Below are 22,997 nucleotides of genomic sequence, written 5' to 3' on the forward strand. Positions count from 1 at the left end.
CCTCTGCAAAAACTCGGTCGACGGAGGGCAAAATGAAGCTCCCAATCCTGTTGGCGGCGATTACGGCCGCGATGACTGCCGCAAGCACCGGAGAGGTCCGAGCGGCTGTCTATTGTCAGTACGTCGGCTACCCGGCGGGCTGCATCGCAAGGCCCGGTGTCGTGCTGCGTCCCAGGCCGGTTGCGCGCGCCGCAGTGGCAACCCCCGGTGTCGGTGCGCCGGGCGTCGGAGTGCGGCCCGGAACTCCCATGAATCGCGGTGGTCCAGTGAATCGAGCAGGTCGGCGCTGAGCATCCTCGCAACAGGGGGCCGTCCTCATGTGGGTCCTGATGTACGTCTTCTCCTACTCAGTGAGCCCGATCGCCACGAGCGACCGGGCAGAATGGCGGCTTCTGCCCACCGTGGTCTTTCAGGAATTCACCAGCGAGGAGCGGTGCAAGTCAGCGAAGTCAAAACTGGAGGACAGCCTGAAGGAGGCCGGAACCAGGCTAAAAAGCGCTCTCGATGAACTTCAGCTCGTTGGCAAGGTCGGGCCGAAGGAGATCATCGTCGCCTACAATGTGGAGTGCCTTCCCAAATAGGGCTGGCGGCGGCCTTGCCGGCCTCGTCACAGCCGGGAGAGGATGATGCTGCAGATCGACCTTCTCCAAGACGAGGGAATCGTGACCCTGGCGCCTCACGGGCCCCTTGAGAAGGCAGACTTCGAACGGCTGTCCGAGGTTGTCGATCCTTACATCGCCGCCAAAGGGTCGCTCAAAGGACTGATGGTTGATGCCGCTTCATTTCCTGGCTGGGAAAGCATCGGCGCCCTCCTCTCCCATCTGGAGTTTGTGATCGGCCACCATCGCAAGGTCGAACGCGTTGCGATCGTTTCAGACAGCGAGCTTTTGAAATTCGCTCCCCACGTCGCGAGGCACATTGTGGCGGCCGAGATCCAACAGTTTCCAGCAAAAGAGAACGCACGCGCGCTGGCTTGGCTGAAGGGCAACGCGGCCCAGGATCGTTAGCGAACGATCGCAGAAAGCGGTCGCTTCGATGATCGCCAGGCGCGCGTTGCGCTGCGCCGCGTGACTGAAGATCGACTTGCCTGGAGCGGACCATGCTACATGGGCGCATGGTCGCGCGCTTTACCCTTGTTGAGCTCACAACTGCCCAGCAGGAGATCAAGAAAAGCCGCTTCATTGCGGCTGCCGGTCCTGTTGCCGACGAGGCGACGGCGAAGGACTTCGTCGCAGCACACTCCGACCCCGCAGCCAACCACAATTGCTGGGCATGGCGCTTCGGGCAGAGCTATCGCTTCAACGATAACGGAGAACCGAGCGGCACTGCGGGCAAGCCGATCCTCGCGGCGATCGATGGGCAAGGTCTCGACGGCGTCGCTGTCGTCGTCACGCGCTGGTTTGGCGGTGTCCTGCTGGGCAGCGGCGGATTGATGCGTGCCTATGGCGGTACGGCCGCCCTGAGCTTGCGCGCAGCCGAAAAGGTGGCGCTGGTCGAGTCCATCTCGGCGACGATCGCATGCGGGTTCGGCGACCTGACGCTCGTCCAGGCGCGGCTTGGTGCGTTTCCGGGCGTGCAGGTGCGCGACCAGGCTTTCACGGATACTGGCGCCGTATTGTCAGTGTCGGCTCCAAAAGCCAAGGCGGATGGCGTGGCTCGACTGGTGACGGATCTGACCAGCGGACGCGCGATCATCAGGTGGGACGAATAGCGGCAAAGCTCGCTGGACCACCGCTTCATCGACGGATTTCCGGAGAGATCGAGCGGCCAAAATTCAGGCTTTCGTCCATACGCTGCGCCGGCAGGTCATTCCGCACGGCCTGCGCGTCGGGGCGATCCCGCCCGGCCCCGTCGTGACGGCCCTGATCGCCGACTGGCCCCAGGATAAGCTCGATGCCGAGCGCGCTCGCGGCGGCCTGATCTAAGCGGAAGAGGTGGCTGAAGCCGTGCATTTCATGCTGACGAGGCCCCGCAACGTCACGATCCGCGACCTCGTCATTCTTCCCCAGAGCACCGACCTCCAAGGGAACGCTTTGCCCGTTCCGCCACCGAATTGGAGGGCGGTGTGGAGCGCAGGACGGTGGAGGCCGGCAATCCGCCGGCATCGAGCTCACTGAGACTGGACGACCTCGCGCGCCGCAGCCCTGACCGCATCCAAGGTTCGGTCAACGATCTCGCCGTCGTGCTCCGACGACACGAACCAGGCGCCGCGTTCCAGCACGCGCACGCCGCGCTTGAGGAGCGCATGAGCGAAGCGGCTATAGGCGGCCTTGTCCGCGCGCGCGACGTCACGGTAATTCCGCGCCCGGCCGTCCAGTCCGAAAGCGACGTGGAACATCAGCGGGAAACCGGCGACCTGCGCCTTGATGCCCTCTTCCGCCAGGATCGTGCGGATGCCGTCCTGCAGGCGCTGGCCATGGGCGGAGCTGCGCTCGTAATGCTCCGGCGTGAGCGCCTTCTGCGTCGCGACAAGAGCCGCCATCGCGATCGGCTGCGCGTTGAAGGTGCCGCCATGGAGCACACCATCGGCGAACAGATCGAGCAGATCGGCGCGCCCGGCCACCGCCGCGACGGGAAAGCCGTTGGCGATCGCCTTCGCCATGATCGTCAGGTCCGGCGTCACGCCGAAACGTTCCTGCGCCCCACCCCGGCCGAGCCGGAAGCCGGTGATCACCTCGTCGAAGATCAGCAGCGCGCCATGCTTGCGGCAGGCGGCGAGGGCGCCCTCCAGATAGCCCGGCGCGGGAGCGATGGCGCCCTGGTTGCACATCGCCGGCTCCATCAGAACGGCGGCGACATCGCCCTTTGCGAGCCGCTTCTCCAGCGCAGCAAGGTCGTTCCAGCCGAGGATCGAGAGCCCCTCGCCTGCCTCTGGGTCCTGGCCCTTGCTGCCGATCACCGGCGTCGGCGCCTCTTCCGGGCCGGCGGCGTTCAGCCCCGGTGCGGTCGACCACAGGATGTTGTCGAACCAGCCGTGATAATGCCCCTCGAACTTCACGATGGTGCGCTTGCCTGTGGCGGCGCGTGCCAGCCGGATCGCTGCCTGCGCCACTTCCGAGCCTGACGAGCCGAAACGCAGCCGCTCGGCCGAGGGGATGCGCTCGCAGATCAGCTTCGCGGCCTCGTATTCGATCGGCGCTTGGCCGGCGAAGAGGATGCCCTTTTCCGCCTGCCGCTGCACGGCCTCGATCACCGTTTTCGGCGAATGGCCGAGCACGGTCGCGCCCATGCCGCAGTAGTAGTCGATGATCCGATTGCCATCGACGTCGATCAGATAGGCGCCCTCGCCGCGCTCGAAGATCAAGGGCCCAGGGGCCATGCCGAGCCGGAAGTTGCTGTTCACGCCGCCGGCGACGAAGCGCGCATTCTCCGCGATCTGCCGGGCTGATTCCTCGAAGCGCAGTGTCCCCGCCTGCTGGGTGCCGTTACCTGCCACGTGCGTTGCCTCCGCTGTTGTTGGCTCGACCTCACCAGACCGACCTCACCGTGTAAAGGAACGTCGGTTTCGTGTTGCGGAATTCATTCGCGCCCGCTATGCGGCCTTGTCCCCTCGCAAGGAACGCAGCCGCCATGACCAAGAAAGCCGACAACCCTTACGTCGTGCAGCCGGTGATGAAGGCGCTGAAGGTGCTGGAACTGGTTGCCCGCCACGGCCATGAGATCGCGCTCACCGCCGTCAGCAAGGAGCTGCGGATTCCGAAGACGACGACCTTCCGCTATCTGCAGACGCTGACGGCAGCCGGCTTCCTCGACCACAACCGCACGAGCGACCGCTACAATCTCGGCCCGCAGCTGCGCGCCATCGCCCGCGCCGATGCCAGCGTCAGCAAGGTCCGCGAGCTCGCCCGGCCGGCCATGATCGAGCTGATGCACGAGTTCAACGAGACGGTGAACCTTGCCGTGAAGGGCAACGGCACAATCGTCTATATCGACCTTGTCGAAGCCAACCGTTCGCTCAGAATGCAGGCGCGCATCGGCGACAGCCATCCGATGCATTCCACCGCCCTCGGCAAGGCGATCCTCGCCTTCCTTCCCGACGCGGAGCGTCAGCGCCAGCTCGACTTGCCGCTGACGGAACGCACCGGCCGCACCCTGCTCGAGCGCGAGGAGATCGAGCGCCAGCTTCGGCAGGTCAAGCGCAGCGGCTATGCCACGGAAATGGGCGAGAACGAGGACGGAGCGATGTGCGTCGGCGCGCCGATCCTCGACGAGGACGGTTATCCGGTCGCGGCACTGTCCATCTCGGCGCCCTTGATGCGCATGCCGCATTCGCTGGCGGCCAAGGCCGGCATGCGCCTGCGCGAAGTCGCAGCCGGCATCTGCGCCCAGCTCGGCTCGCATCCCACCGCCCCGCCGCGCTGAGACCGCGCTCATCGGTATTCGATCCGCGGGTCGATCCAGGCATAGAGCATGTCGACCAGAAGGTTGATCAGCATATAGGCGACCAGGATCACCAGGATGCAGCCCTGGATCAGCGGATAGTCGCGTGTGCTGATCGCCTGGATGAGGAGCCGGCCAAGGCCGGGATAGGTGAAGACCGCCTCCGTCACCACGGCGCCGCCGATGAAGTTGGCCATCATCAGTCCGACGATGGTCACGAAGGGCAGCATCGCATTGCGCATGATGTGCAGGCCGACGATGCGATTCTCAGGCACGCCCTTGGCACGGGCGGTGCGGACATAGTCTGCGCGCGCCTCCCCGATCAGCGAAGCCCGCAGGAACCGCGCCAGGATGCCGGAAACATAGATGCCGAGCGTGAGCGCCGGCAGCGCCAGACTGCGCAGCGCATCGAGCGGTGACTGCCAGAACGGCACATGGCGCGAGGCCGAGGGCAGCCACCTGAGCTCGACAGCGAAGAGCAGGATCAGCAGGATGCCGAGCCAGAAGGTCGGCACGCCCAGCGCGAGCGCGCTCCAGCCGCTGAGCAGCCTGTCGAGCCAGGAATTCGGCTTCACTGCGCTGGCAATCGCAACCGGGATGCCGATGACGAGCGCCACCACGATCGCCGTCAGCGCGAGCTGCAGCGTCGCCGGCAGCCGTTCCCCGATGAGCTGCAGCACCGGCTGGCGGCTGTGCAGCGACAAGCCGAAATCGCCCGTGGCTGCCCGGCTGAGCCAATCGAGATACTGGACGACCATCGGCCGATCGAGCCCGTAGCGCTGGATCGCCGCCGCGATCTCCTCCTGCGAGGCGTTCTCGCCGACGATGACCGCAACCGGCCCGCCGGGCACCGCATAGATCATCGCGAAGATCGCGAAGGAAGCGAGCAGCAGCACCGGCAGCATCTGGGCGAGACGACGCAGGACATAAGCCGTCATCGCCGCCCCCCGATCGTCACGCCGGACGCATCCGTCTCGTCGCGGTCGAGGAGCGCGGTCAACGCCCGGCCGATCGTGTCGAAGGACAGGATCGTCAGGGTCAGCACAAGGCCGGGCAGCACCGCGTAGGTCGGCGCCTCGTAGAGATAGGATTTGCCGGTACGCAGCATCTCGCCCCAGCTCGGCGTCGGCGGCGGCACGCCGACCCCAAGGAAGGCGAGCGCAGCCTCGAGCAGGATCGCGATCGAGGCCAGGACGACCACCTGAACCACCAACGGACTCAAGGCATTGGGCAGGATCGTTCGAAACATGATGTAGCCCGGCCGCCCACCAAATCCGCGTACTGCCGCGACGAAATCGAGCTGGCGCAGCGCCATCACCTGCGCCCTGGCGATGCGGGCGAAGCCCGGAATGCCGGCGACGCCGACCGCGATCAGCGCCGCCCCCTGGCTGCGCCCGAGCACCGCGATCAGCGCCATCGCGAAGAGGATATTCGGCAAGGCGAGCAGCACGTCGATGCAGCGCATCAGCAGCGAGTCGCGCCAGTCACCGTAGAACCCAGCGACGACCCCGACGGGCACGCCGATCAGCGCCGCGATGAAGACCGCCCCGAAGGCCGTGACCAGCGAGGTGCGTGCGCCGTATATGACTCGGGCGAGGATGTCGCGGCCGAGTTCATCCGTCCCGAACCAGTTCTCGGGCGAAGGTGGCTTCAGCGAATCCGCGATGCTCTGCGTGAGCGGGTCGAGCGGCAGGAAATCGGCGAAGAGCGCCGCAAGCGCGACCAGCAAGAGGAAGGTCACGCTCACTGCGGCGCCGCGCCGCGCGAGCAACCGGCGCAGCAGCCGACCCAGGGATGCGAAGGCCTCACTCATGCAGCGACGCCGCGCTCCCGCACGACGTCCCTCACGCCTGTCCGGCTCATTTGAAGCCGATGGTGCGCGCGACGAAGAGGTTGTCGATGTCGAGCGTCACCCCGCCAACCTTCTCCGAAGCGACGATCAGGCCGACATCGTAGGAGTTGGTCGGAACCCCGAAGGCCTCATCCACCAGCACGCGGTTGAGGTTGTCATAGGCCGCCTTGACCTCGGCCTCGCTGCCGGCCGCGCCATCCACCTTCGCGATCGCCGCAACATAGTCCGGGTGCGGATGCGGGTCCTTGAGGATCGGATTGCCCGAGGTGCGGTAGATCGAGTTGGTCGTGACGCGCGACGGGAATTTCTGGACATTGCCGACCGCGCCGAAGGTCGCCGCGAAATCGCCGCCGAGCAGCGCGGTGACGTATTCGGCGCCCTGGCGCATGTCGAGTTCGATCGGGATTCCCACCTTCTGCAGGGAACCCTGCACGATCTGGCTGATGGCGACGGAGGATTCGTCGCTGCCGTTCACCAGCAGCTTCCAGCCCTTCATCTCATCGGCGGAAAGGCCGGAAGCGGCGATCAGCTTCTTCGCCTTGTCGAGATCGTAGGCATAGGTCTTGGTATAGCTGTCGTCGAAGGCCGGGCTCGCCGGCGCCCAGGGCAGAGCCACCACCTTGCCCATCCCGGCATAGCCGACGCGCAGGATGCTCGCGCGGTCCATCAGATGGTTGAAGGCCTGCCGGAACGACTTGTTGCGGAAAGGGCCGCGCGTCGAGTTGATGCGGAAGACCTGCACGAGCTGGCCCGGCCCGTCGAAGACCTGGAAGCCAGCGTTCTTGAGCCGGGCCGCACTGCGCGAGGAGCCGTTGTAGACGATGTCGACGGCCCCGGATTCGAGCGCCGCACTGGCGGCCGCGTCCTCGCTGAACACGGTGAAGGCGAGATCCTGAGCGATCGGCTGCTTCTCGCGCCAGTATTTCGGATTGGCCTTGAGCGTCAGGCTCTGGCCGACAGCTCGGTTGACCAGCGCGTAGGGCCCGGTGCCGGCCGGCACGGTCTCGACCGTGTCGATGCCCTTCGGATCGATCGGGATCAGGAATTGAAGGAGGTCGAGGATCTGCCGGTCGGGCACCGGCGCCTTGAAGTTGATCGTGACCGTGCGCTCATCCGGCGCCGACCAGTCCTTGACGATCGACATGGTCGCGAAGACGTTCTTGCCGCGCTTGGGGTCGGCGCCCTTCTGCAGGGTTGCGACCACGGAGTCGGCCTTGAACGGCGTGCCGCTGTGGAAGCTCACGCCATCGCGCAGCTTCAGCGTCACCGATTTCTTGTCCGGGGCGATGGTCCACTCCGTCGCCAGACTCGGCTCCGGCTTTCCCTCCGGCGTGTACTCGATCAGGCTGTCATAGAGGTTTTTGATGACGTGGAAATTGACCGTCGAGAGCTGCTGCGGATCATAGTTCGCCAGCTCGCTCAGCACGGCCACGCGCAGCGCCCCGCCCTTGAGTTGCTGGGCTGCGGCGGGCAGAGCTCGCGCCAGAGGGGCCGCCGCCGCCAGGGCAAGGCCGGTCATGCAGAATTGACGTCGCGACAGCTTTGTCATCGCTTTCCCCTCTCGTTTTGGTTTTCAGTCGCCGTTCAAGCCGTCCCCGCTCCCGGCTGGGACGAATGCGCCCGCCAGTCGCTTATTGTCTCCAAAGGATAGACCGGGCGCGGAATCCGCTGCCACGGCAAGGTGAACACGTCGGACTGCCCCGGCCCGCGCGTATCGGCACGGACCAGCCCGGAGGCGACACGATCGAAATACTGGAAGTTCGAAGCTGTCTTGAGCACGGCCATCTTGTACTCGGAGAGGTCGATGCCGAAGGCCTCGTAGACATCCGGCACATTGCCCGCGACGCCGCGCAGTTCCGAGATCAGCAGCGTCACCGGCCCGACATCGAAGACGGCGACCCGCCCCATGTCGACTTCGGTCTGATGGTTGAATTTGAGCGGGATCGCCCCACTTCCGAGTTTCCGGACCCGTCCCGTCACCGTGAGCGGCTTGAAGAAGGCCGTGGCAGCATCGCCCCCGAGCGGCAGCGTCACCTCGGCGCCATCACCCGCCGCGGTCAGCGTCGCCACCGCCTTGGGCGAGATCAGCGGGATCAACGCCTTGTTCTTGATGCCGAGCCGCAGCATCGCTTCCAGCAGCAGGTTACTGTCGCCGGCCGCCCCGCCGAAGACGGTGTCGCCGGTGTCGCTGAGCACAATCATGCCGCGCTCCGCCGCATCGGCCTTGCGCACGGCATCGTCCACCGAGACGGCCTCGCGGATCTGGAAATCGTCGCGCATCGACCAGGCGAGATCGGCAAGTTCGTCGGCCAGCTTCTCGGCCAGCGCCTGGTCGCCATCGGTGACGACGATGGTCGACCAGCCGCCTTCGGCGACGTCGAGCCAGGGCTGCATCGGATAGTTCGAGGCCTGCAGCACGCGCCGGTCGGCCTCGAGCGCCCGCGCGCGGTCGAACCAGAGCTTCATCGGCCCCTTCGAGGTCAGGAACTGTTCCTGATGCGAGAGCAGCGGGATCTTGCGCCAGGCCATCACCGGCTTGGCCTTTTCCCGCAGGATGCGCAGCAGCACCTCGGTGCCGACCTTGCCGGTGTCGAACACGTCGTGCGGCTGGGTGCGGTGCCCGACGATGGCCGTGCAATTGGCCATGATCTTCTGCGTGACATTGGCGTGGTGATCGAGCCCGAGCAGGATCGGCACGTCAGGCCCGAGGATTTTCCGGCAGAGCTCCGCCTGCTCGCCCTCGACGTCGTCGATGCCCTCGGCTGCGCAGGCGCCGTGCAGCTGCAGGACGAGGCCGTCGATCGGCCCGAGGGTTTCGAGTCCAGCCCGGATCTTCGCCTGGAAGTAGTCGAAGGCTTCGCGCGAGATGCGGCCGCCCGCCACCGCCCAGGCCCGAATGATCGGGACCGTCTCGATGGAGAGACCGGACTCCTTCACTGCTGCGTAGTGACCGCCGATCTGGCCGATCTCGCTGAAATGCCGGACGATCTCCTCGCCCTCATAGATGCCGAAGGCCTCGAAATCGGCCAGCGTGGTCAGCACCGGATTGAAGTCGTTCGTCTCCTGAACGATGTGGATCAGAGCCAGACGCAAGGCGACCTCCCGGATTACGGCTCTGCCATGCCGGCCGATGCCGGGCGAAGCGGTTTTTCACTTCAGGGCAACGTTCCGGGCTACTTTTCAGTCGATCCGCAGCCCGGCCTCATCCCTCAAAAGCGTAATGGCGCCAAACATTTCGCGTCAAGGATTGGATGTTCCATCTGAAGGAACATTCTCTATCGAGCCCGAACGAATCCTCGTCATCCCGGGCGACCGAAGGGAGACCCGGGATCCATGCCGGAACCTCCATCGGAAGCCCTCCGGAATGGATCCCGGATCTCCGCTTCGCTGCGTCCGGGATGACACGGACGGTAGGTTAAGAGCTTGCCTTTCCGGCGAAAGCTCACGCAGCCGCATGCAGCGGCTTCGGCCAGTAGCGGCAGGAGACACCATGCCCCGGCGCGACCTCGTGCCATTCCGGCGTCCCCTCCCGCACGTGGTCTACGCCATGGACGCAAGCGCCGCCATCGCCGTCGAGGAAGCGCAAATCCGGCGGCGGGCGCCTCAGCCGCTCGCGCTGAAGTATGGGATCGGGCACCGGCACCGCATCGAGCAGGAACTGCGTGTAGGGATGGGCCGGGCTGTCATAGACCTGTGCCGCGCTGCCCATTTCGACGATGCGGCCGCGGAACATCACGGCGACGCGATGCGCCATCTCGCGGACGATGGCGAGGTCATGCGCGATGAAGAGATAGGACAGTCCAAGCCTCTCCTGCAGCGATTGCAGCAGCGTAACGATCTGTGCCTGCGTGCGGACATCGAGTGCCGAGACCGGTTCGTCGCAGACGACGAAGTCCGGATTGACGGCCAGCGCCCGGGCGATGACGACGCGCTGGCGCTGCCCGCCCGAGAATTCATGCGGGTAGCGCCGCATCATCGCCGGGTCGAGATTGACCAGCTCCAGCAACTCCGCGACGCGCGCTAGGATATGGCTCGCCGGCACGCTGCGATGAACCTGCAGCGGCTCGCTCAGGATCTGCCCGATGGTCATGCGCGGATGCAGGCTGGAATAGGGGTTCTGCAGCACGAACTGCATGTGCCGGCGCATCCGGCGCAGTTCGCCTGCGCGCATCGTCGTCAGCTCCTGCCCGAGCAAGCGGACCGAGCCCTCATGCGCCTTCTGGAGCTGGAGGATGGCGCGCCCGGCCGTGGTCTTGCCCGAACCTGACTGGCCGACGAGCCCGAGCGTCTGCCCCGGCGCGATGTCGAAGGACAAGCGCTCGACGGCCTTGACCGGCGCGGCTCCGCGCCTGGCCGGAAACAGCACCGAGAGATCGCGAACCTGCAGCAGCGGCGCGGCCGTCATCGGACCGCTCCCGCCCCGTGCAGGCGCGGAACCGCATCGAGCAGCGCCCGCGTATAGGCGTGCTGCGGCTCGGCGAAGACATCGTCCACGGGCCCGCTCTCGACGATCTCGCCGCGATACATCACGTTGACCCGGTCGACCATGCCGGCGACGACGCCGAAGTCATGGGTGATCAGCATCAGCGCCATGCCGCGCTCTTCCCGCAGCCGCAGCAGCAGGCGCAGGATCTGCGCCTGCACGGTGACGTCGAGCGCCGTCGTCGGCTCGTCGGCGATCAGCAGGTCGGGCTCGCAGGAGATCGCGATGGCGATCAGGATGCGCTGGCGCTGGCCGCCCGAGAACTGATGCGGGAAATCGTCGATGCGATCAGCCGGATCGGGAATGCCGACGAGAGCGAGCAGCTCGATGCTGCGCTCGCGCGCATCCCTGACGGAGAAGCCAAGATGACGGCGCAGCATGTCGCCCATCTGCGCACCGATGCTCATCACCGGGTTGAGCGAGGTCATCGGGTCCTGGAAGACCATGGCGATGCGCCGGCCGCGCAGGTCGCGCATCTCGTCCTCGCCGAGCCCGAGCAGGTCCTGCCCCCAGAAGGCGACGGAGCCGCCGAGCCCGATCGAGGCCCCTTCCGGCGCCAGTCGCATCAGCGCCTTGGCGGTGACGCTCTTGCCGCAGCCGGATTCGCCGACGAAGCCGACCGCCTCGTCGGCATTGATGTCGAAGGAGATGCCGCGCACCGCCTGGATCACCTCGCGCCGCGTCGTAACGGTCGCGGTGAGGTCGCTCACCCTAAGCAGCGGGCCAATCATCGCACGCTCCCCACGTCGAGAACCTCGCGCAAGCCGTTGGCAATGATGATGAAAGTCAACGTCGCGAAAACGATCGCAGCGGCCGGGCCGATCACCGTCAGCGGCGCCAGCTCCATGAACTGCCGCGCTTCGGAGAGCATGCCGCCCCAGTTCGGATCGGGCGGCGGCGGACCGAGGCCCAGGAAGGACAGCGCCGTTACCGTGAAGATCGTTTGGGACAGGGTCAGGCTCGTGGCGACGAGGATCGGCGAAACCAGGATCGGCAGGATATGTCGCAGCACCAGCCGCATCTCGCTCATGCCGACGCTGCGGGCTGCCTCGACATGGTCCCATTGCTTCACGCTCAGCACCGGCGCGCGCACCACCCGCGCCATGGCCGGCGTGTAGACGATAGCGATGGTGAGGATGAGGTTCGGCACGGTCGGACCGAGCGCCGCCACGACCGCTATCGCTAGCAGCAGCACCGGGAAGGCGAAGACGACATCGAGCACGCGCATGATGATCTCGTCGACGAATCCACCGAGATAGCCGGCCGCCAGCCCGAGGATCAGCCCCGTGACCAGCGCGATGAACACCGCCGTCACCGTGATCAGCAGCGTCGTGCGCCCGCCGACGATCAGGCGGCTCAGCACGTCCCGCCCGATCGAATCCGTGCCGAGCCAATGCGCGGCGCTGGCCGGCGCCAGCGAATCCGGCGAGGTCGCCGAGGGGTCATAGGGCGCAACCAGCGGCGCGAAGATCGTCAGCACCAGCATCGCCGCCAGCATGGCCAGTCCCAGGCCGAGCAGCAGCCAACCTTGGCTGATCCCCGCCCCCCTGCGCTCGCCGCGCCGCGCCGCCGCAACCGGGGCGCGCTCCTGCACGGCGCCGCTCACATCTGCACCCGCGCATCGATCCGCGCATAGGCGATGTCGATGGCCGTGTTGACCAGCACGACGATGCCGGCCGCGACAAGCACGATCGCCTGGATCACCGGATAGTCGCGGCTGTTGATTGAATCGAACAGGTATTGCCCCATGCCGGGAATGGCGAAGATGGTCTCGACCAGGATGCTGCCGCCGAGCAGCGCCGCGATCTTCAGGCCCGCTGCGGTGACGACTGGCGTCAATGCGTTGCGCATCAGGTAGTCGCGCAGGATCGCGGCCGGCGTCAGGCCCTTGGCGCGGGCGACCATGACGAAATCCTGGTTGGCGACCTCAAGCACGGCGGCGCGCGTGTTCTCCGCGATGGTGACGGAGACCGCGAGCGCCAGCGCGAAGGCCGGCAACAGCAGACCTGCGAGATTGGCGAGCGGGTTCTCAAGGAAGGGCGTGTAGCCCAGCACCGTGATCTCCGGGAAATACAGTCCGAAGAGCAGCACGATCAGCGTCGCGACGACATAGTTCGGCACCGCCAGCATCAGCCCGTTCCAGAGCCGGGCCAGCCAATCGGTCGCGCCGCGCAGCCGCGCTGCGGCGAGCCCGGTCGCGACACCCATCACGGCAGCAATGATCGCAGCGAGCAGGGTGAGCTGGACGGTGACGGCGAGCCGGTTCAGCAACTCTCTCAGCACCGGCTGGCGGGTGACGAAGGAGGTGCCGAGATCGCCCGTCAGCGCATGGCCGAGCCACGCGAAGTATTGCGTCATCAGAGGCTGGTCGAGGCCGAGATCACGGCGGATCGTCGCCAGAACCTCCGGCGCCACGCTCTGCGAGCCCGCCGCCGCAATGGCGAAATCGCCGGGAATGGCCCGCATCAGCATGAAGGCGACGAAGGAGACGCCGAGCAGGATCGCGGCCATCCAGGCAAGACGCCCGAGGACGAAGCGCGTCATCGCACGCCCCACCTTGGAGCCAACACGAAAACTCCGCGAGCCCTCATCCTGAGGAGCCATTCCCTCGGGAATGGCGTCTCGAAGGAGGCTTCAGGAGGCTCCGGAGATCGCTGGACCATCCTTCGAGACGCCGCTTTGCGGCTCCTCAGGATGAGGGCTCGCATGTTCAGAATTCTTATTTCTTCAGCCATGTCGTACGCACGAAGGAGCGGATATTCGCAGCGAGCGGCACATAGCCCTGCACATGGTTCCACCAGATCTCCCAGCGCAGTGGGTACTGATAGATCTGGATGACATAGGCGTTGTCGGCGATGCGCTTCTGGATCGCCTGGTTCTTCGCCGCGCGCTTGGGCACGTCGAGCTCGGCCCGCGCCTCCGCGATCATCTTGTCGAGCTCGGGGTCGTTCGAGCCCATCGCCTTGCCGTAGCCGCTGGTCGAGGTGATGTACTGGAACACTCCGTCGGGATCGGGCGTCCAGGACAAAGCGACAGAGAGCAGCGTCGGCCAGTCGCCGCTCGCCCATTTGGCGAGAAGCGGCGCGGTCTCCATCGGCACCAGCTTCACGGTGATGCCCGCCGTCTGCCATTGCTGCTGCAGGATTTGCGCGCAGGCGACGTCGAGCGGGTTGGCCGCGACGACGATATAGTCGCCGAGATCGATGCCGTCGGGATAGCCGGCCTCGGCGAGCAGCGCCTTCGCCGCCGCCGGATCGTGCTTGTAATAGGGCAGCTCACTGGTGCCGTCATAGCCGCCGACCTGGCTTTCCGGGATCATCGCGCCGACCTTGCCCGAGCCGCCGAGCACGGTGTCGAGGGAGGCCTTGCGGTCGGTCGCGAGGCTGAGCGCGCGACGCACCTTCACGTCGTTAAGCGGCTTCGCCTTCATGTTCAGCCAGATCGGGAAGGTGCGCGAGGTCTGGCCCGGCGCCGAGACGAAGTTCGATGAAGCGCGCGAGATGGCGGTCGCCACCTTCGGGTCCTTCACCCAGGTCATGTCGATCGCGCGTGAGCGCAGAGCCGAGGTCAGCGTCGCCTGGTCCTTGTAGAACTTGAAGATTACCTTCGCGAGATAGGGCTCGCCCTTCTCGTAATAGGCGTCGAAGCGCGTCAGCGAGAATTGCTGGTTGGGCTGATAGGCCTCGAAAGAGAAGGGCCCGGTGCCCACCGGCTGGGTGGCGAGGTTCTCGACGCCTGCGGGAACGATCGCGCCGTTGGGGTTGCTCGCGAGATTGCTGAGGAAGGCCGCATCGGTCGCGTTGAGCTGGAACTTCACCGTGAAGGGATCGACCACCGTCACCGACTCGACGCTGGAATAGAGCGCCTTGAGCCGGCTGCCCGTCGCCGGGTTCATGATCCGGGCGAAGGTGTGCTTCACGTCCTCGGCGCTGAAGTCCTTGCCGTTGTGGAACTTCACGCCCTGCCTGAGCTTGAAGACGTAAGTCTTTGGATCCGGCTGTTCATAACCCGTCGCCAGATCGGGCTCGACCTTCATCTGCGCGTTCCAGCGCAGCAGGCCGGAATAGAGCAGGCTGGTGAAGTCATAGGAGGAGAAGGCGTTGACCGTGACCGGGTCGAGCCCGATCGGATCGGCATCCGCGCCGATCGTCAGCATCCCGCCCGCGACTGGCGCCTGGGCCGAAGCCAACGTGCTCCAGAGACCTGGAGTCGCCAGCGCCGCGCCGCCCGCTGTCAGCAGTTGCAGCAGGCTGCGTCGCCGCAGGCCCTGCGCCGCCGCATCGGGCTCGTCAGCCATCGGGAATGACGGTGTCTTCACGAACGATCCTCCCAGCATCCTGCTTGCCGGCCGAACCCGGCCGATCCGCGCGAGACAGGAGCCGGCCTGCGCCGAGCTTCCAATCATCGCCGCCCGGCCCGTCTCGTCCGCGTCGCGGATGGCAGGCCTTCCCTCTGTGGACGCAGGCTAGAAACGGCCGAAATTCGCGTCAAGGATCGCCGGTTTCACTGGAAGAAACAGCGCGCAATGCCTGCCCTCCGCGGCCCGGCTCAAACATCCACAAGCCCTCATCCTGAGGAGCAACCGAAGGCTGCGTCTCGAAGGATGCTCTAGGAGGCTCCGGAGACATCTGGAGCATCCTTCGAGACGGCCCTGCGGGCTTCCTCAGGATGAGGGCTGCCGTGAAACAGGCCGTCAGAAGAAGGTCTTGATCGCGCCCGTGACGCGATAGTCGTCATCGACCAGCATCAGCACCGCCCATTTGTCGAAGGTGGTGCAGGGGTGGCCGATGCCGAAGGCGACCATGTCGCCGACCTGCAGCGGGCTGTCGTCCGGCGTTCCGAGATGGCAGTGCTGGTCGTTGAGCGCCAGCACCGCATGTCCCGGCGGCATCGTCTCCGGCCGCGCCATCGTTCCGCCTGGACGGAACCAACGCAGCGGCACCGGCATTCCGGAATCGAAGCTAATGTCGCGCTTGCCGACGGTGAGCAGGCTGCGCCCGCGCTCCGGCCGCGACTGGACATAAGCCCAGACCTCGAGCGCCGGCTCCAGCCCGCCCGGCGGCAGCTTCAGGCTGGTCTCCAGCGTGATCCGCCGGAACGCCGCCGAATAGACCGTGGAATCATGGGTCAGGTAGCAGCCCGAGCGCAGCACCTTGATCACCGGCCGAGAGAAGGCGGCCGCGTTGAAGGCTTCGCCGACCCGGTCGAACAGCGAGGTCCCGCCAGCAGAGAGCACCATTGGCTCCGGGCCGAGCAGCCCCTCGCCCTCCGCCGCCGCCGCGACCGCGACGACCTCGCCGAGCAAACGGTCGGCACCGGCCGTGTCGCTATGCAGCCCCTCGAAGCACTCGAAGCCGGCGAGCCGCAGGCCCGGCGCGCCTGCGACGGCGCGTGCCACGGCCAGCGCCTCCTCGCGAGTCCGCGCGCCGGTGCGTCCGCCCATGAAGCCGATCTCGACGAAAATGCGCAGCGGATTGGCGCCAGTATGCCCCTTCGCGGCTTCCGCCAGCAGAGCGACGCCGGCGACGCTGTCGGCAAGGCAATAGAGCTCGAAACCGGGCTCCCGCAGCGCCTCGAAACAGGCGGCCACTTCCAGCCGCCCCACCGGCTGGTTGGCGAGGATCACTCGCTTGACGCCGAAATGCCGGGCGACGGCCAGCTGCTGCATCGTCGCGACGGTGATCGCCCAGGCGCCGTCGGCGATCTGCAGGTCGAAGAGCTGCGGCGCCATCGTCGTCTTGCCATGCGGCGCTATCAGCAGGCCGTTGGCGGCGCTGAAGGCGCTCATCCAGGCACTGTTGGCCTTGAGCACGCTTTCGCGGATCACGGCGAGTGGCATCGGCATGTCGCCGGCGAGCACATTCCAGCCCTGCTTGCCGACATCGCCGAGGCGAAGGGATGCGCCCGGCGGCAGGCCTTTCACGAGCATATCGAGGTGCTGATCCTCGATCTCGCCCAGCGACAGGCGCGGAAGAACGGCGGCGGAAGCAGTCACAGCCATGGGTTTGGATCCAGCGGAGAGAAGGGGCGCCTGACCTTGGTATAGGGGATCTTGCTCGCATCGGGCGGATAAGGCCCGCCGCTGTCGAGATAGAGCACGGCCGCCGCGATCGGCGCGAAGGCGGCGTGGAAATGATTGGAGGATTTCACCACCACGACCGTCTTGGCGCCGAGGTCGATGCCGAGATCGGTGAAGACCGGCGGGCTGAAGGTCTGCGCCCGCGTCGAGGCCAGCACGATGTCGAGCTTGCCGATCCGGATCGCGGCGGCCGGGCCGAGCGAAACCCAGCTCTGCTCGAACGGGATCAGCAAATCCCCGATCGTCCCGATGATCTGGACCGTCGCATCAATCGGCCTGCCTGAGGAGGGCGCGGCCTTGCCGATGAAGCGCAAAGGGATTTCTGCGCCGACGCCAGCGGCCCGGCAAAGGCTGACCGCGACGGGGTCCCACAGCGCCCCGATCGCCGCCGGCACGTCCGGATGCCGCAGCAGCGCCTCGACCATCACCGAGGAATCGCCGGCGACGCCGCCGCCCGGATTGTCCCAGCGATCGGCGAGCACGACCGGCTTGCCGGGCTCAGCCAGTTCGAGCGCCGCCGCGATGGCCTCCTCCGGCTTGTAGTGCCTCGGCGAAGCGCCCTGCCCCCAGCGCAGGATTTCGAGGCCGAGTTCCTTCGCCAGCGCCGCCGCCTTGGCACTGTCGCCATCGGCAATGACCAGCACCTTCGTCCCGACATCGGCGACATCCGCGGCCTGGAAGCCGTGCGCGACCGAGATCGAGAGGATTCCGTCCCGTCCCTCCATCGCCATGAGCCGGTAGACGAAGCTGCGGCCGGGCTCGCGGCTGGTCATGAAGGCGGCGAGCCCTCGGCAATCGAACACGCCGCTGACCGGCTTCACCTGCCTGCGGGCAGCCTTCAGGCAGAGCTCCAGCAAATCCTCGGCCCGCGCTAGGAAATCCGTGTGCGGAAACTCCTTGAAAGCGACGATGATGTCGGCACCCGCGACCATCTCGGCCGTCAGGTGGCAATGCATGTCGAGCTCGGCTCCGATGACACAATCTGGGCCGGCCAGCGACCTCACCCGCGCGATCAGGTCGCCCTCGCAGTCGTCATAGCCGCGCGCCACCATCGCGCCGTGCAGGCCGAGCAGCACGATATCGACGGGCAGCGCCGCCTTGAGCTGGCCGAGGATTTCATCGCGCAGGCTTTCATAACCCTCCTGCGAGACCAGCCCCGCTGGCTCGGCCCAGGTCGCCGTGCCCTCGATGAGTTCGTAGCCCTCGCGGGCGGCGCGGCGCCGGGCTGCGACGATCGGCGCGGAGCACAGGGTCGGGGTCTCCGGATGGGTGCCGGGCGGGCAGTAGAAGCCGCTCTCGAAGGCGCTGCGATCGACGAAGAGCGGCGCGAAAGTGTTGGTTTCCGTCGCCAGCGACGCAGTGAAGACGCGCATCCGCATGCATTCCCGACCAGCAGCAGCACGTCCCCTCCGACGCGCCCGACCAGCGCCATGAAACGGGAGGTTGGCGCAACCTGTCAAAGCACCCGCGTTCCTTCGAGCGGAACAATGCCGGCTTGATTCGGAACAGCGCAGCGGCCGAGATGAGGAGGCTTCAGGGAGCCTTGCCGATCATGCCGCAGCCTCGCCGGATCCTGCTGGGGTCCCTCTTTCACGAGACGCACAGCTTCGTCGACGAGGTCACGCGGCTGGCCGATTTCACCATCCGCACCGGCGACGAGCTATTGCGCCGGCGTGGCGACGGCTCGACCATCGACGGCTTCCTCGAAGTGGCCGAAGCCGAGGGCTGGCAGGTCGTGCCAACGGTCGATTACACGGCGCTGCCGGCCGGAACCGTCGATCACGCCGTCTTCGCGCGCTTCCTGTCGGAATTCGATGCCGGGCTGAGGTCCGCGCTCGCCGATGGCGGTCTCGACGGTATCTGGCTTGCCCTGCACGGCGCCATGGTCACGGCCGATTGTCCCGATCCGGAAGGCGCGCTGCTCGCTCATATCCGTTCCGTGCCCGGCTGCGAGACCCTGCCGGTTTTCGGCGTCTTCGACCTGCACGCCAATTTCACCGCGGCGATGGCTGAGCATGCCAACGCCCTCGTCGCCTATCGCGAGAATCCGCACACGGATGCCCGCGCATCCGCCCTGCGCGCGGCCGGTCTGCTGGCGCGGGCGCTCAGGGAAGGCGTTCTGCCGCGGATGCTCTCGACCAACGCACCCGTGGTCTGGCCGCCGACCGGCACCGGCACGGCCGACCGGCCGATGCGAGACCTCGAAGCGCTGGCGCGCCGGATCGAGCAGGAGAACCCGGCGATCTGGGTCGCGAATGTCGTCGGCGGATACTCCTTCTCCGATGTGCCCGAGGCGGGCGCCGCCTTCGCGGTCGCCTTCACCGGGCCGGAAGCCGAGGCGCATGATGCCCTCGCCCGCCTGACCGGGACGGCCGTCGAACTGCAAGAGCTGGGCCTGCCGACGGAATGGGATATCGACGAAGCCATCACGGAAATCCAGCGTTTGCCGGGCGGCCCCTATCTCGTCGTGGAGCCCGCCGACAATATCGGCGGCGGCGCGCCGGGAGACGGCACCTCGGTGCTGCGGGCCTTCCTGCGTCACGGTGTCGAAAATTGCGCCGTCGCCATCGCCGATCCCGCGGCCGTCGCGGCCATGGCAGGGGCGCAGCCAGGCGAGATCCGCAAGCTCTCGATCGGCGGCAAGGGCAGCGCCATCGCCGAAGGCCCTGTGGAGGTCGAGGCGCGCTTCGTCAGTGCCAGCGACGGGCAGTTTTCGTTGGAAGACCTCAACAGCCACCTCGCCGCCTCGCAGGGCTCGCGCTTCAGTATGGGGCCGAGCGTCGTGGCCGAGGCCGGCGGCGTCACCATCCTGTTGACCAGCCGCAAGACCCCGCCTTTCGATCTCGGTCAGTTCCGCTCGCAGGGCATCCACCCCGAGACGCTGAAGGCGATCGGCGTCAAGGCGGCGGTGGCGCATCGGCGCGCCTATGACAAGATCGCCAAGGGCAGCTTCACGGTCTCGACACCCGGCCCCTGCACCAGCAAGATCGCGGGGTTGCCCTATACGCGTTTGCGCAAGCCGGTCTTTCCGATCCACGCTGGCGCGTCGCATCGATAGTGCGACGTTGCCTGCGCCACGCAGAAGCGCAGCGGCGAATGGCCTGTTCCCTCTCGCGAAACAGGCGCATCTTGCTTGAGGTGGGTGGCGCGTCGTCTGCTGCTGCCGCGCTGGCCATCGAACGGTTTTCAGCAACAGGCGGAGGGGAAGCCATGTTTCACAATCTGATCAAGATCGCCGCTGGGCTTGGCGTGGTCGCCTGCGCCCTGCTGCCCGCCACCGGGGCTTCGGCCCAGGGCAAGCTCAAGGAAGTGCTGAGCCGCGGCAAGCTCATCGTCGGCACCGGCAGCACCAATCCGCCCTGGCATTTCCGTAACGAAAAGGGCGAACTCGTCGGCTTCGACATCGAGATCTCCAAGATCATCGCGCAGGGACTGTTCGACGATCCCAACAAGATCGAGTTCGTCAACCAGGCCTCGGATGCCCGCATCCCGAATATCGTCACCGGCAAGGTCGACATCGCCTGCCAGTTCGTGACCGTGACGGCGGCGCGCGCGCAGCAGGTCGCCTTCACCGTGCCTTATTACCGCGAAGGCGTCAGCCTGATGCTCGTCGCGGGCGGCCCCTTGGCCGATTTTGCGGCGTTGAAGGCGGCCGGCAGCAAGGTCACGGTTTCGGTGCTGCAGAACGTCTTCGCCGAGAAGATGGTCAAGGACGCGCTGCCTGAAGCGAAGGTCGATCAATTCGAGAGCGTGGACCTGATGTATCAGGCGCTGAACTCGGGCCGCGCCCAGGCCGCCGCGACCGACTCCTCGTCGCTGCGCTTCTACATGAAGCAAAACCCCGGTCGCTATGTGGATTCCGGCTATAGCTGGAACCCCCAGACCTATTCCTGCATCGTCAAGCAGGGCGATCCGGACTGGCTCAACTTCGTCAACGTGGCGCTGCGCGAGTCGATGACCGGCACGACCTTCCCGATCTACAAGGCGGCCTATGAGCGCTGGTTCGGCGAGACGCCGCCGGAGCCCAAGATCGGCTTCCCGCAGGAGTTCCGCTGAGCCTTAGGCTAGCTGCCCCGTGGACTACTCGCTGCATTTCGGCGCCGTCTGGGCGAGCTTCGACAGGCTTCTGTTGGGGCTCGCCATCGGGCTGGGGCTTGCCGTCGTCGCCGTGGCGATCGGCACGGTGCTCGGCCTTCTGTCCGCTTTCGCCAGCGTCGCGCCCTATCGGGCGCTGCGCAGCCTTTCCGCCCTCTATGTCGCGCTGATCCGCAACCTGCCGCTGCTGGTGCTGGTGCTGCTCGCCTATTTCGCCCTGCCCCAGGCCGGCATCACGCTCGACAAATACCAGAGCTTCGCCGGCGCGCTGGCGCTCTATTCCGGCGCCTACCTCACCGAGGTGTTCCGCGCCGGACTGATCTCCGTGCCAAAGGGTGTGATCGAGGCGGCCCGCTCGATCGGGCTGACGCGGCTGCAGACCAATACCTCCGTCGTCGCGCCGATCATGCTGCGCAACGCCCTGCCCTCGCTCGGCAACACCTTCATCGGCATGTTCAAGGACAGCTCCATCGCCGCCGCCATCGCGGTGCCGGAACTCACCTTCGAGGCCCGCAAGATCAACGTCGACACCTTCCGCGTCATCGAGACCTGGACGGTGGCGAGCGGGCTCTACATCGCTGCCTGTGTCGTCATCGCCATGCTGCTGCGCGGCCTCGAACGCCGTTTCCCGAAGTTCTGAGCCGCTGATGCAAGCTTTCCTCGATCAGCTCTGGATCGCCCGCTTCGCACTCTGGGACGGCTTCGTCCTGACCGTCGAGATCGCCGCCGCCTCGATCCTGTTCGGCACGCTGCTCGGCGGTCTCGTCGGCATCCAGCTGTCCTATGCACCCTGGTGGCTCAAGCTGCCGTTCCGGCTCTATGTCGACATCATGCGCGGCACGCCCGTGCTCGTCCTGATCCTCGCGGCCTTCTACATTCCCGCCGTCGCGGGCCTGAACCTCGGCCCGACCCAGGCCGGCATCCTGGCGCTGTCGCTCTTCGCCGGTGCCCATATCGGCGAATTGCTGCGCGGCGCGCTGCAGTCGATCCCGCCGGGGCAGGCAGAGGCAGGACGCAGCATCGGGCTGACCTTCCCGCAGCTCCTGGCCTATGTGTTGCTGCCGCAGGCGGCGCGCAGCGCCCTGCCGCCCTGGATCAATACCGGCGTCGAGCTGATCAAGGGCTCGAGCCTGCTCTCGATGATCGGCGTCGGCGAACTCCTGCTCAAGACGCAGGAGATCATCGGCCGCAACTTCATGACCATCCAGTTCTATGTCTTCGCCGGCATCCTCTATCTGGTGATCAACATCGTGCTGGACCAACTGGGCAAGGCCGTCGAACGGCGGGTCGGGCAGCACTGATGGACAAGCAGCACCCTCTCCTCGCGATCCGCGGCCTGACCAAGCGATTCGGCTCCACCGAGGTACTCAAGGGCGTCGATCTCGACCTCAACCAGCGCGAGGTGGTCTCGATCATCGGCTCCAGCGGCTCGGGCAAGACGACCCTGCTGCGCTGCGTCAACCTGCTGGAGGAATACCAGGGGGGCGACATCGTTCTCGATGGCGAGACGATCGGCTACCGCTCGGCCGCCGGGCGCCGTCATCGGCTCGGCGACCGCGAACTCTCGCGCCAGCGCGCGATGACCGGCATGGTCTTTCAGAGCTTCAACCTGTTTCCGCATCTGACGGCGGCCGGCAATGTGATGCTCGGCCTGCGCAAGGTGCTGCGGCTGCCCAAGGCCGAAGCCCGGGCCATCGCCGAGAAATGGCTGGCGCGCGTCGGCCTCGCAACGCGGGCGGACCACTATCCGAGCCAGCTCTCCGGTGGCCAGCAGCAGCGCGTCGCCATTGCCCGGGCGCTCGCGATGAACCCCAAGCTCGTGCTGCTCGACGAGGTGACCTCGGCGCTGGACCCCGAGCTCGTCCAGGAGGTGCTCAATACGGTGAAGAGCATCGCGGAGGATGGAGCGACGCTCTTGATCGTGACCCACGAGATGCGCTTTGCGCGGGACGTCTCGAGCCGCGTTGTCTTCATGGAACATGGGCGGATCGTCGAGGAGGGGCCGCCCGCGGAGATCTTCGGCAATCCCAAGAGCACCCGGCTGGCGGAGTTTCTGCGCAATACGCGGGGCTAGCGGCCGGCCGCGGCGAACTGTCCTGCTCGCACTG

22 protein-coding genes and 1 pseudogene are annotated in these 22,997 nt (G+C 66.4%); 11 read left to right on the forward strand and 12 right to left on the reverse strand.

Annotated features, from left to right (window positions below):
• Nucleotides 1-32 precede the first annotated feature (32 nt).
• From AB4Z10_RS11150 to AB4Z10_RS11170, 5 genes and pseudogenes are all read left to right on the forward strand, one after another.
• Nucleotides 33-290, forward strand: coding sequence for a hypothetical protein (locus AB4Z10_RS11150; protein WP_441470466.1), 258 nt, complete (start codon nt 33-35; stop codon nt 288-290).
• Nucleotides 291-317: 27 nt separating this feature from the next.
• A complete protein-coding gene (locus AB4Z10_RS11155) occupies nt 318-581 on the forward strand; it encodes a hypothetical protein (protein WP_441470467.1) in 264 nt (87 codons plus the stop codon).
• Nucleotides 582-626: 45 nt separating this feature from the next.
• Complete coding sequence (locus AB4Z10_RS11160) at nt 627-1,007, forward strand: SpoIIAA family protein (RefSeq protein WP_441470468.1); 381 nt, start codon at nt 627-629, stop codon at nt 1,005-1,007.
• 92 nt (nt 1,008-1,099) lie between these two features.
• Nucleotides 1,100-1,711, forward strand: a complete 612-nt coding sequence (locus AB4Z10_RS11165) for an IMPACT family protein (RefSeq protein ID WP_441470469.1) — start codon at nt 1,100-1,102, stop codon at nt 1,709-1,711.
• Between the two features lie 61 nt (nt 1,712-1,772).
• Nucleotides 1,773-2,021, forward strand: a pseudogene (locus AB4Z10_RS11170) (glucose dehydrogenase); the annotation flags it as partial.
• An 89-nt stretch (nt 2,022-2,110) separates the two neighbouring features.
• Here AB4Z10_RS11170 and AB4Z10_RS11175 read toward each other — a convergent pair.
• Nucleotides 2,111-3,436: an aspartate aminotransferase family protein gene (locus AB4Z10_RS11175; RefSeq protein ID WP_441470470.1), complete on the reverse strand. Its 1,326-nt coding sequence runs from the start codon at nt 3,434-3,436 to the stop codon at nt 2,111-2,113.
• 134 nt (nt 3,437-3,570) lie between these two features.
• Between AB4Z10_RS11175 and AB4Z10_RS11180 the strand changes: the two genes are divergently transcribed.
• Nucleotides 3,571-4,362 (forward strand): IclR family transcriptional regulator, encoded by a 792-nt coding sequence (locus AB4Z10_RS11180; RefSeq protein WP_441470471.1) that lies wholly within the window; start codon nt 3,571-3,573, stop codon nt 4,360-4,362.
• Nucleotides 4,363-4,370: 8 nt separating this feature from the next.
• Here the strand turns inward: AB4Z10_RS11180 and AB4Z10_RS11185 are convergent, their stop codons facing one another.
• The 11 genes from AB4Z10_RS11185 to AB4Z10_RS11235 form a co-directional block, all read right to left on the reverse strand.
• Nucleotides 4,371-5,318 (reverse strand): ABC transporter permease, encoded by a 948-nt coding sequence (locus AB4Z10_RS11185; protein WP_441470472.1) that lies wholly within the window; start codon nt 5,316-5,318, stop codon nt 4,371-4,373.
• Nucleotides 5,315-6,193: an ABC transporter permease gene (locus tag AB4Z10_RS11190; protein WP_441470473.1), complete on the reverse strand. Its 879-nt coding sequence runs from the start codon at nt 6,191-6,193 to the stop codon at nt 5,315-5,317. Before AB4Z10_RS11190 ends, AB4Z10_RS11185 begins: the two co-directional genes overlap by 4 nt.
• A gap of 46 nt (nt 6,194-6,239) precedes the next feature.
• Nucleotides 6,240-7,781 carry an ABC transporter substrate-binding protein gene (locus AB4Z10_RS11195; protein ID WP_441470474.1) on the reverse strand — a complete coding sequence of 514 codons (1,542 nt, stop codon included), beginning with the start codon at nt 7,779-7,781 and terminating at the stop codon, nt 6,240-6,242.
• A gap of 35 nt (nt 7,782-7,816) precedes the next feature.
• Nucleotides 7,817-9,325 (reverse strand): M81 family metallopeptidase, encoded by a 1,509-nt coding sequence (locus tag AB4Z10_RS11200; protein ID WP_441470475.1) that lies wholly within the window; start codon nt 9,323-9,325, stop codon nt 7,817-7,819.
• A gap of 349 nt (nt 9,326-9,674) precedes the next feature.
• Nucleotides 9,675-10,637, reverse strand: coding sequence for an ABC transporter ATP-binding protein (locus AB4Z10_RS11205; RefSeq protein WP_441470476.1), 963 nt, complete (start codon nt 10,635-10,637; stop codon nt 9,675-9,677).
• Entirely contained in the window at nt 10,634-11,446 is an 813-nt protein-coding gene (locus AB4Z10_RS11210) for an ABC transporter ATP-binding protein (protein ID WP_441470477.1), read from the reverse strand. Before AB4Z10_RS11210 ends, AB4Z10_RS11205 begins: the two co-directional genes overlap by 4 nt.
• On the reverse strand, nt 11,443-12,321 hold the full coding sequence (locus AB4Z10_RS11215) for an ABC transporter permease (protein ID WP_441470478.1): 879 nt from the start codon (nt 12,319-12,321) through the stop codon (nt 11,443-11,445). The genes AB4Z10_RS11210 and AB4Z10_RS11215 overlap by 4 nt, the downstream gene beginning before the upstream one ends.
• Nucleotides 12,318-13,259 (reverse strand): ABC transporter permease, encoded by a 942-nt coding sequence (locus tag AB4Z10_RS11220; RefSeq protein WP_441470479.1) that lies wholly within the window; start codon nt 13,257-13,259, stop codon nt 12,318-12,320. Before AB4Z10_RS11220 ends, AB4Z10_RS11215 begins: the two co-directional genes overlap by 4 nt.
• A 175-nt stretch (nt 13,260-13,434) precedes the next feature.
• Nucleotides 13,435-15,033 (reverse strand): ABC transporter substrate-binding protein, encoded by a 1,599-nt coding sequence (locus tag AB4Z10_RS11225; RefSeq protein ID WP_441470480.1) that lies wholly within the window; start codon nt 15,031-15,033, stop codon nt 13,435-13,437.
• A gap of 375 nt (nt 15,034-15,408) precedes the next feature.
• On the reverse strand, nt 15,409-16,716 hold the full coding sequence (locus AB4Z10_RS11230; protein ID WP_441470481.1) for an alanine racemase: 1,308 nt from the start codon (nt 16,714-16,716) through the stop codon (nt 15,409-15,411).
• Nucleotides 16,707-18,167: a M81 family metallopeptidase gene (locus AB4Z10_RS11235; RefSeq protein ID WP_441470482.1), complete on the reverse strand. Its 1,461-nt coding sequence runs from the start codon at nt 18,165-18,167 to the stop codon at nt 16,707-16,709. The genes AB4Z10_RS11230 and AB4Z10_RS11235 overlap by 10 nt, the downstream gene beginning before the upstream one ends.
• Before the next feature lie 179 nt (nt 18,168-18,346).
• Here AB4Z10_RS11235 and AB4Z10_RS11240 point away from each other — a divergent pair, with 179 nt between their 5' ends.
• The 5 genes from AB4Z10_RS11240 to AB4Z10_RS11260 all read left to right on the forward strand — a co-directional run bounded on the left by AB4Z10_RS11240 (nt 18,347) and on the right by AB4Z10_RS11260 (nt 22,963).
• Complete coding sequence (locus tag AB4Z10_RS11240) at nt 18,347-19,852, forward strand: M81 family metallopeptidase (protein ID WP_441470483.1); 1,506 nt, start codon at nt 18,347-18,349, stop codon at nt 19,850-19,852.
• Nucleotides 19,853-20,004: 152 nt separating this feature from the next.
• Nucleotides 20,005-20,850, forward strand: coding sequence for a transporter substrate-binding domain-containing protein (locus tag AB4Z10_RS11245; RefSeq protein ID WP_441470484.1), 846 nt, complete (start codon nt 20,005-20,007; stop codon nt 20,848-20,850).
• Nucleotides 20,851-20,869: 19 nt separating this feature from the next.
• Nucleotides 20,870-21,529 (forward strand): amino acid ABC transporter permease, encoded by a 660-nt coding sequence (locus AB4Z10_RS11250; RefSeq protein WP_441470485.1) that lies wholly within the window; start codon nt 20,870-20,872, stop codon nt 21,527-21,529.
• 7 nt (nt 21,530-21,536) lie between these two features.
• Nucleotides 21,537-22,190 carry an amino acid ABC transporter permease gene (locus tag AB4Z10_RS11255; RefSeq protein WP_441470486.1) on the forward strand — a complete coding sequence of 218 codons (654 nt, stop codon included), beginning with the start codon at nt 21,537-21,539 and terminating at the stop codon, nt 22,188-22,190.
• Nucleotides 22,190-22,963 carry an amino acid ABC transporter ATP-binding protein gene (locus tag AB4Z10_RS11260; RefSeq protein ID WP_441470487.1) on the forward strand — a complete coding sequence of 258 codons (774 nt, stop codon included), beginning with the start codon at nt 22,190-22,192 and terminating at the stop codon, nt 22,961-22,963. Before AB4Z10_RS11255 ends, AB4Z10_RS11260 begins: the two co-directional genes overlap by 1 nt.
• Nucleotides 22,964-22,997 lie beyond the last annotated feature (34 nt).

Origin of the sequence: Allobosea sp. RAF48 (assembly GCF_052114025.1) — a bacterium.
Lineage (GTDB): Bacteria > Pseudomonadota > Alphaproteobacteria > Rhizobiales > Beijerinckiaceae > Allobosea.

Bases quoted from the DNA above. Each gene is read 5' to 3' on its own strand.
- AB4Z10_RS11185 (WP_441470472.1), bottom strand. From the start codon at position 5,318: ATGACGGCTTATGTCCTGCGTCGTCTCGCCCAGATGCTGCCGGTGCTG.
- AB4Z10_RS11210 (WP_441470477.1), bottom strand. From the start codon at position 11,446: ATGATTGGCCCGCTGCTTAGGGTGAGCGACCTCACCGCGACCGTTACG.
- AB4Z10_RS11160 (WP_441470468.1), top strand. From the start codon at position 627: ATGCTGCAGATCGACCTTCTCCAAGACGAGGGAATCGTGACCCTGGCG.
- AB4Z10_RS11255 (WP_441470486.1), top strand. From the start codon at position 21,537: ATGCAAGCTTTCCTCGATCAGCTCTGGATCGCCCGCTTCGCACTCTGG.
- AB4Z10_RS11220 (WP_441470479.1), bottom strand. From the start codon at position 13,259: ATGACGCGCTTCGTCCTCGGGCGTCTTGCCTGGATGGCCGCGATCCTG.
- AB4Z10_RS11165 (WP_441470469.1), top strand. From the start codon at position 1,100: ATGCTACATGGGCGCATGGTCGCGCGCTTTACCCTTGTTGAGCTCACA.
- AB4Z10_RS11235 (WP_441470482.1), bottom strand. From the start codon at position 18,167: ATGCGCGTCTTCACTGCGTCGCTGGCGACGGAAACCAACACTTTCGCG.
- AB4Z10_RS11155 (WP_441470467.1), top strand. From the start codon at position 318: ATGTGGGTCCTGATGTACGTCTTCTCCTACTCAGTGAGCCCGATCGCC.
- AB4Z10_RS11205 (WP_441470476.1), bottom strand. From the start codon at position 10,637: ATGACGGCCGCGCCGCTGCTGCAGGTTCGCGATCTCTCGGTGCTGTTT.
- AB4Z10_RS11195 (WP_441470474.1), bottom strand. From the start codon at position 7,781: ATGACAAAGCTGTCGCGACGTCAATTCTGCATGACCGGCCTTGCCCTG.
- AB4Z10_RS11245 (WP_441470484.1), top strand. From the start codon at position 20,005: ATGTTTCACAATCTGATCAAGATCGCCGCTGGGCTTGGCGTGGTCGCC.
- AB4Z10_RS11150 (WP_441470466.1), top strand. From the start codon at position 33: ATGAAGCTCCCAATCCTGTTGGCGGCGATTACGGCCGCGATGACTGCC.
- AB4Z10_RS11240 (WP_441470483.1), top strand. From the start codon at position 18,347: ATGCCGCAGCCTCGCCGGATCCTGCTGGGGTCCCTCTTTCACGAGACG.
- AB4Z10_RS11180 (WP_441470471.1), top strand. From the start codon at position 3,571: ATGACCAAGAAAGCCGACAACCCTTACGTCGTGCAGCCGGTGATGAAG.
- AB4Z10_RS11190 (WP_441470473.1), bottom strand. From the start codon at position 6,193: ATGAGTGAGGCCTTCGCATCCCTGGGTCGGCTGCTGCGCCGGTTGCTC.
- AB4Z10_RS11230 (WP_441470481.1), bottom strand. From the start codon at position 16,716: ATGGCTGTGACTGCTTCCGCCGCCGTTCTTCCGCGCCTGTCGCTGGGC.
- AB4Z10_RS11260 (WP_441470487.1), top strand. From the start codon at position 22,190: ATGGACAAGCAGCACCCTCTCCTCGCGATCCGCGGCCTGACCAAGCGA.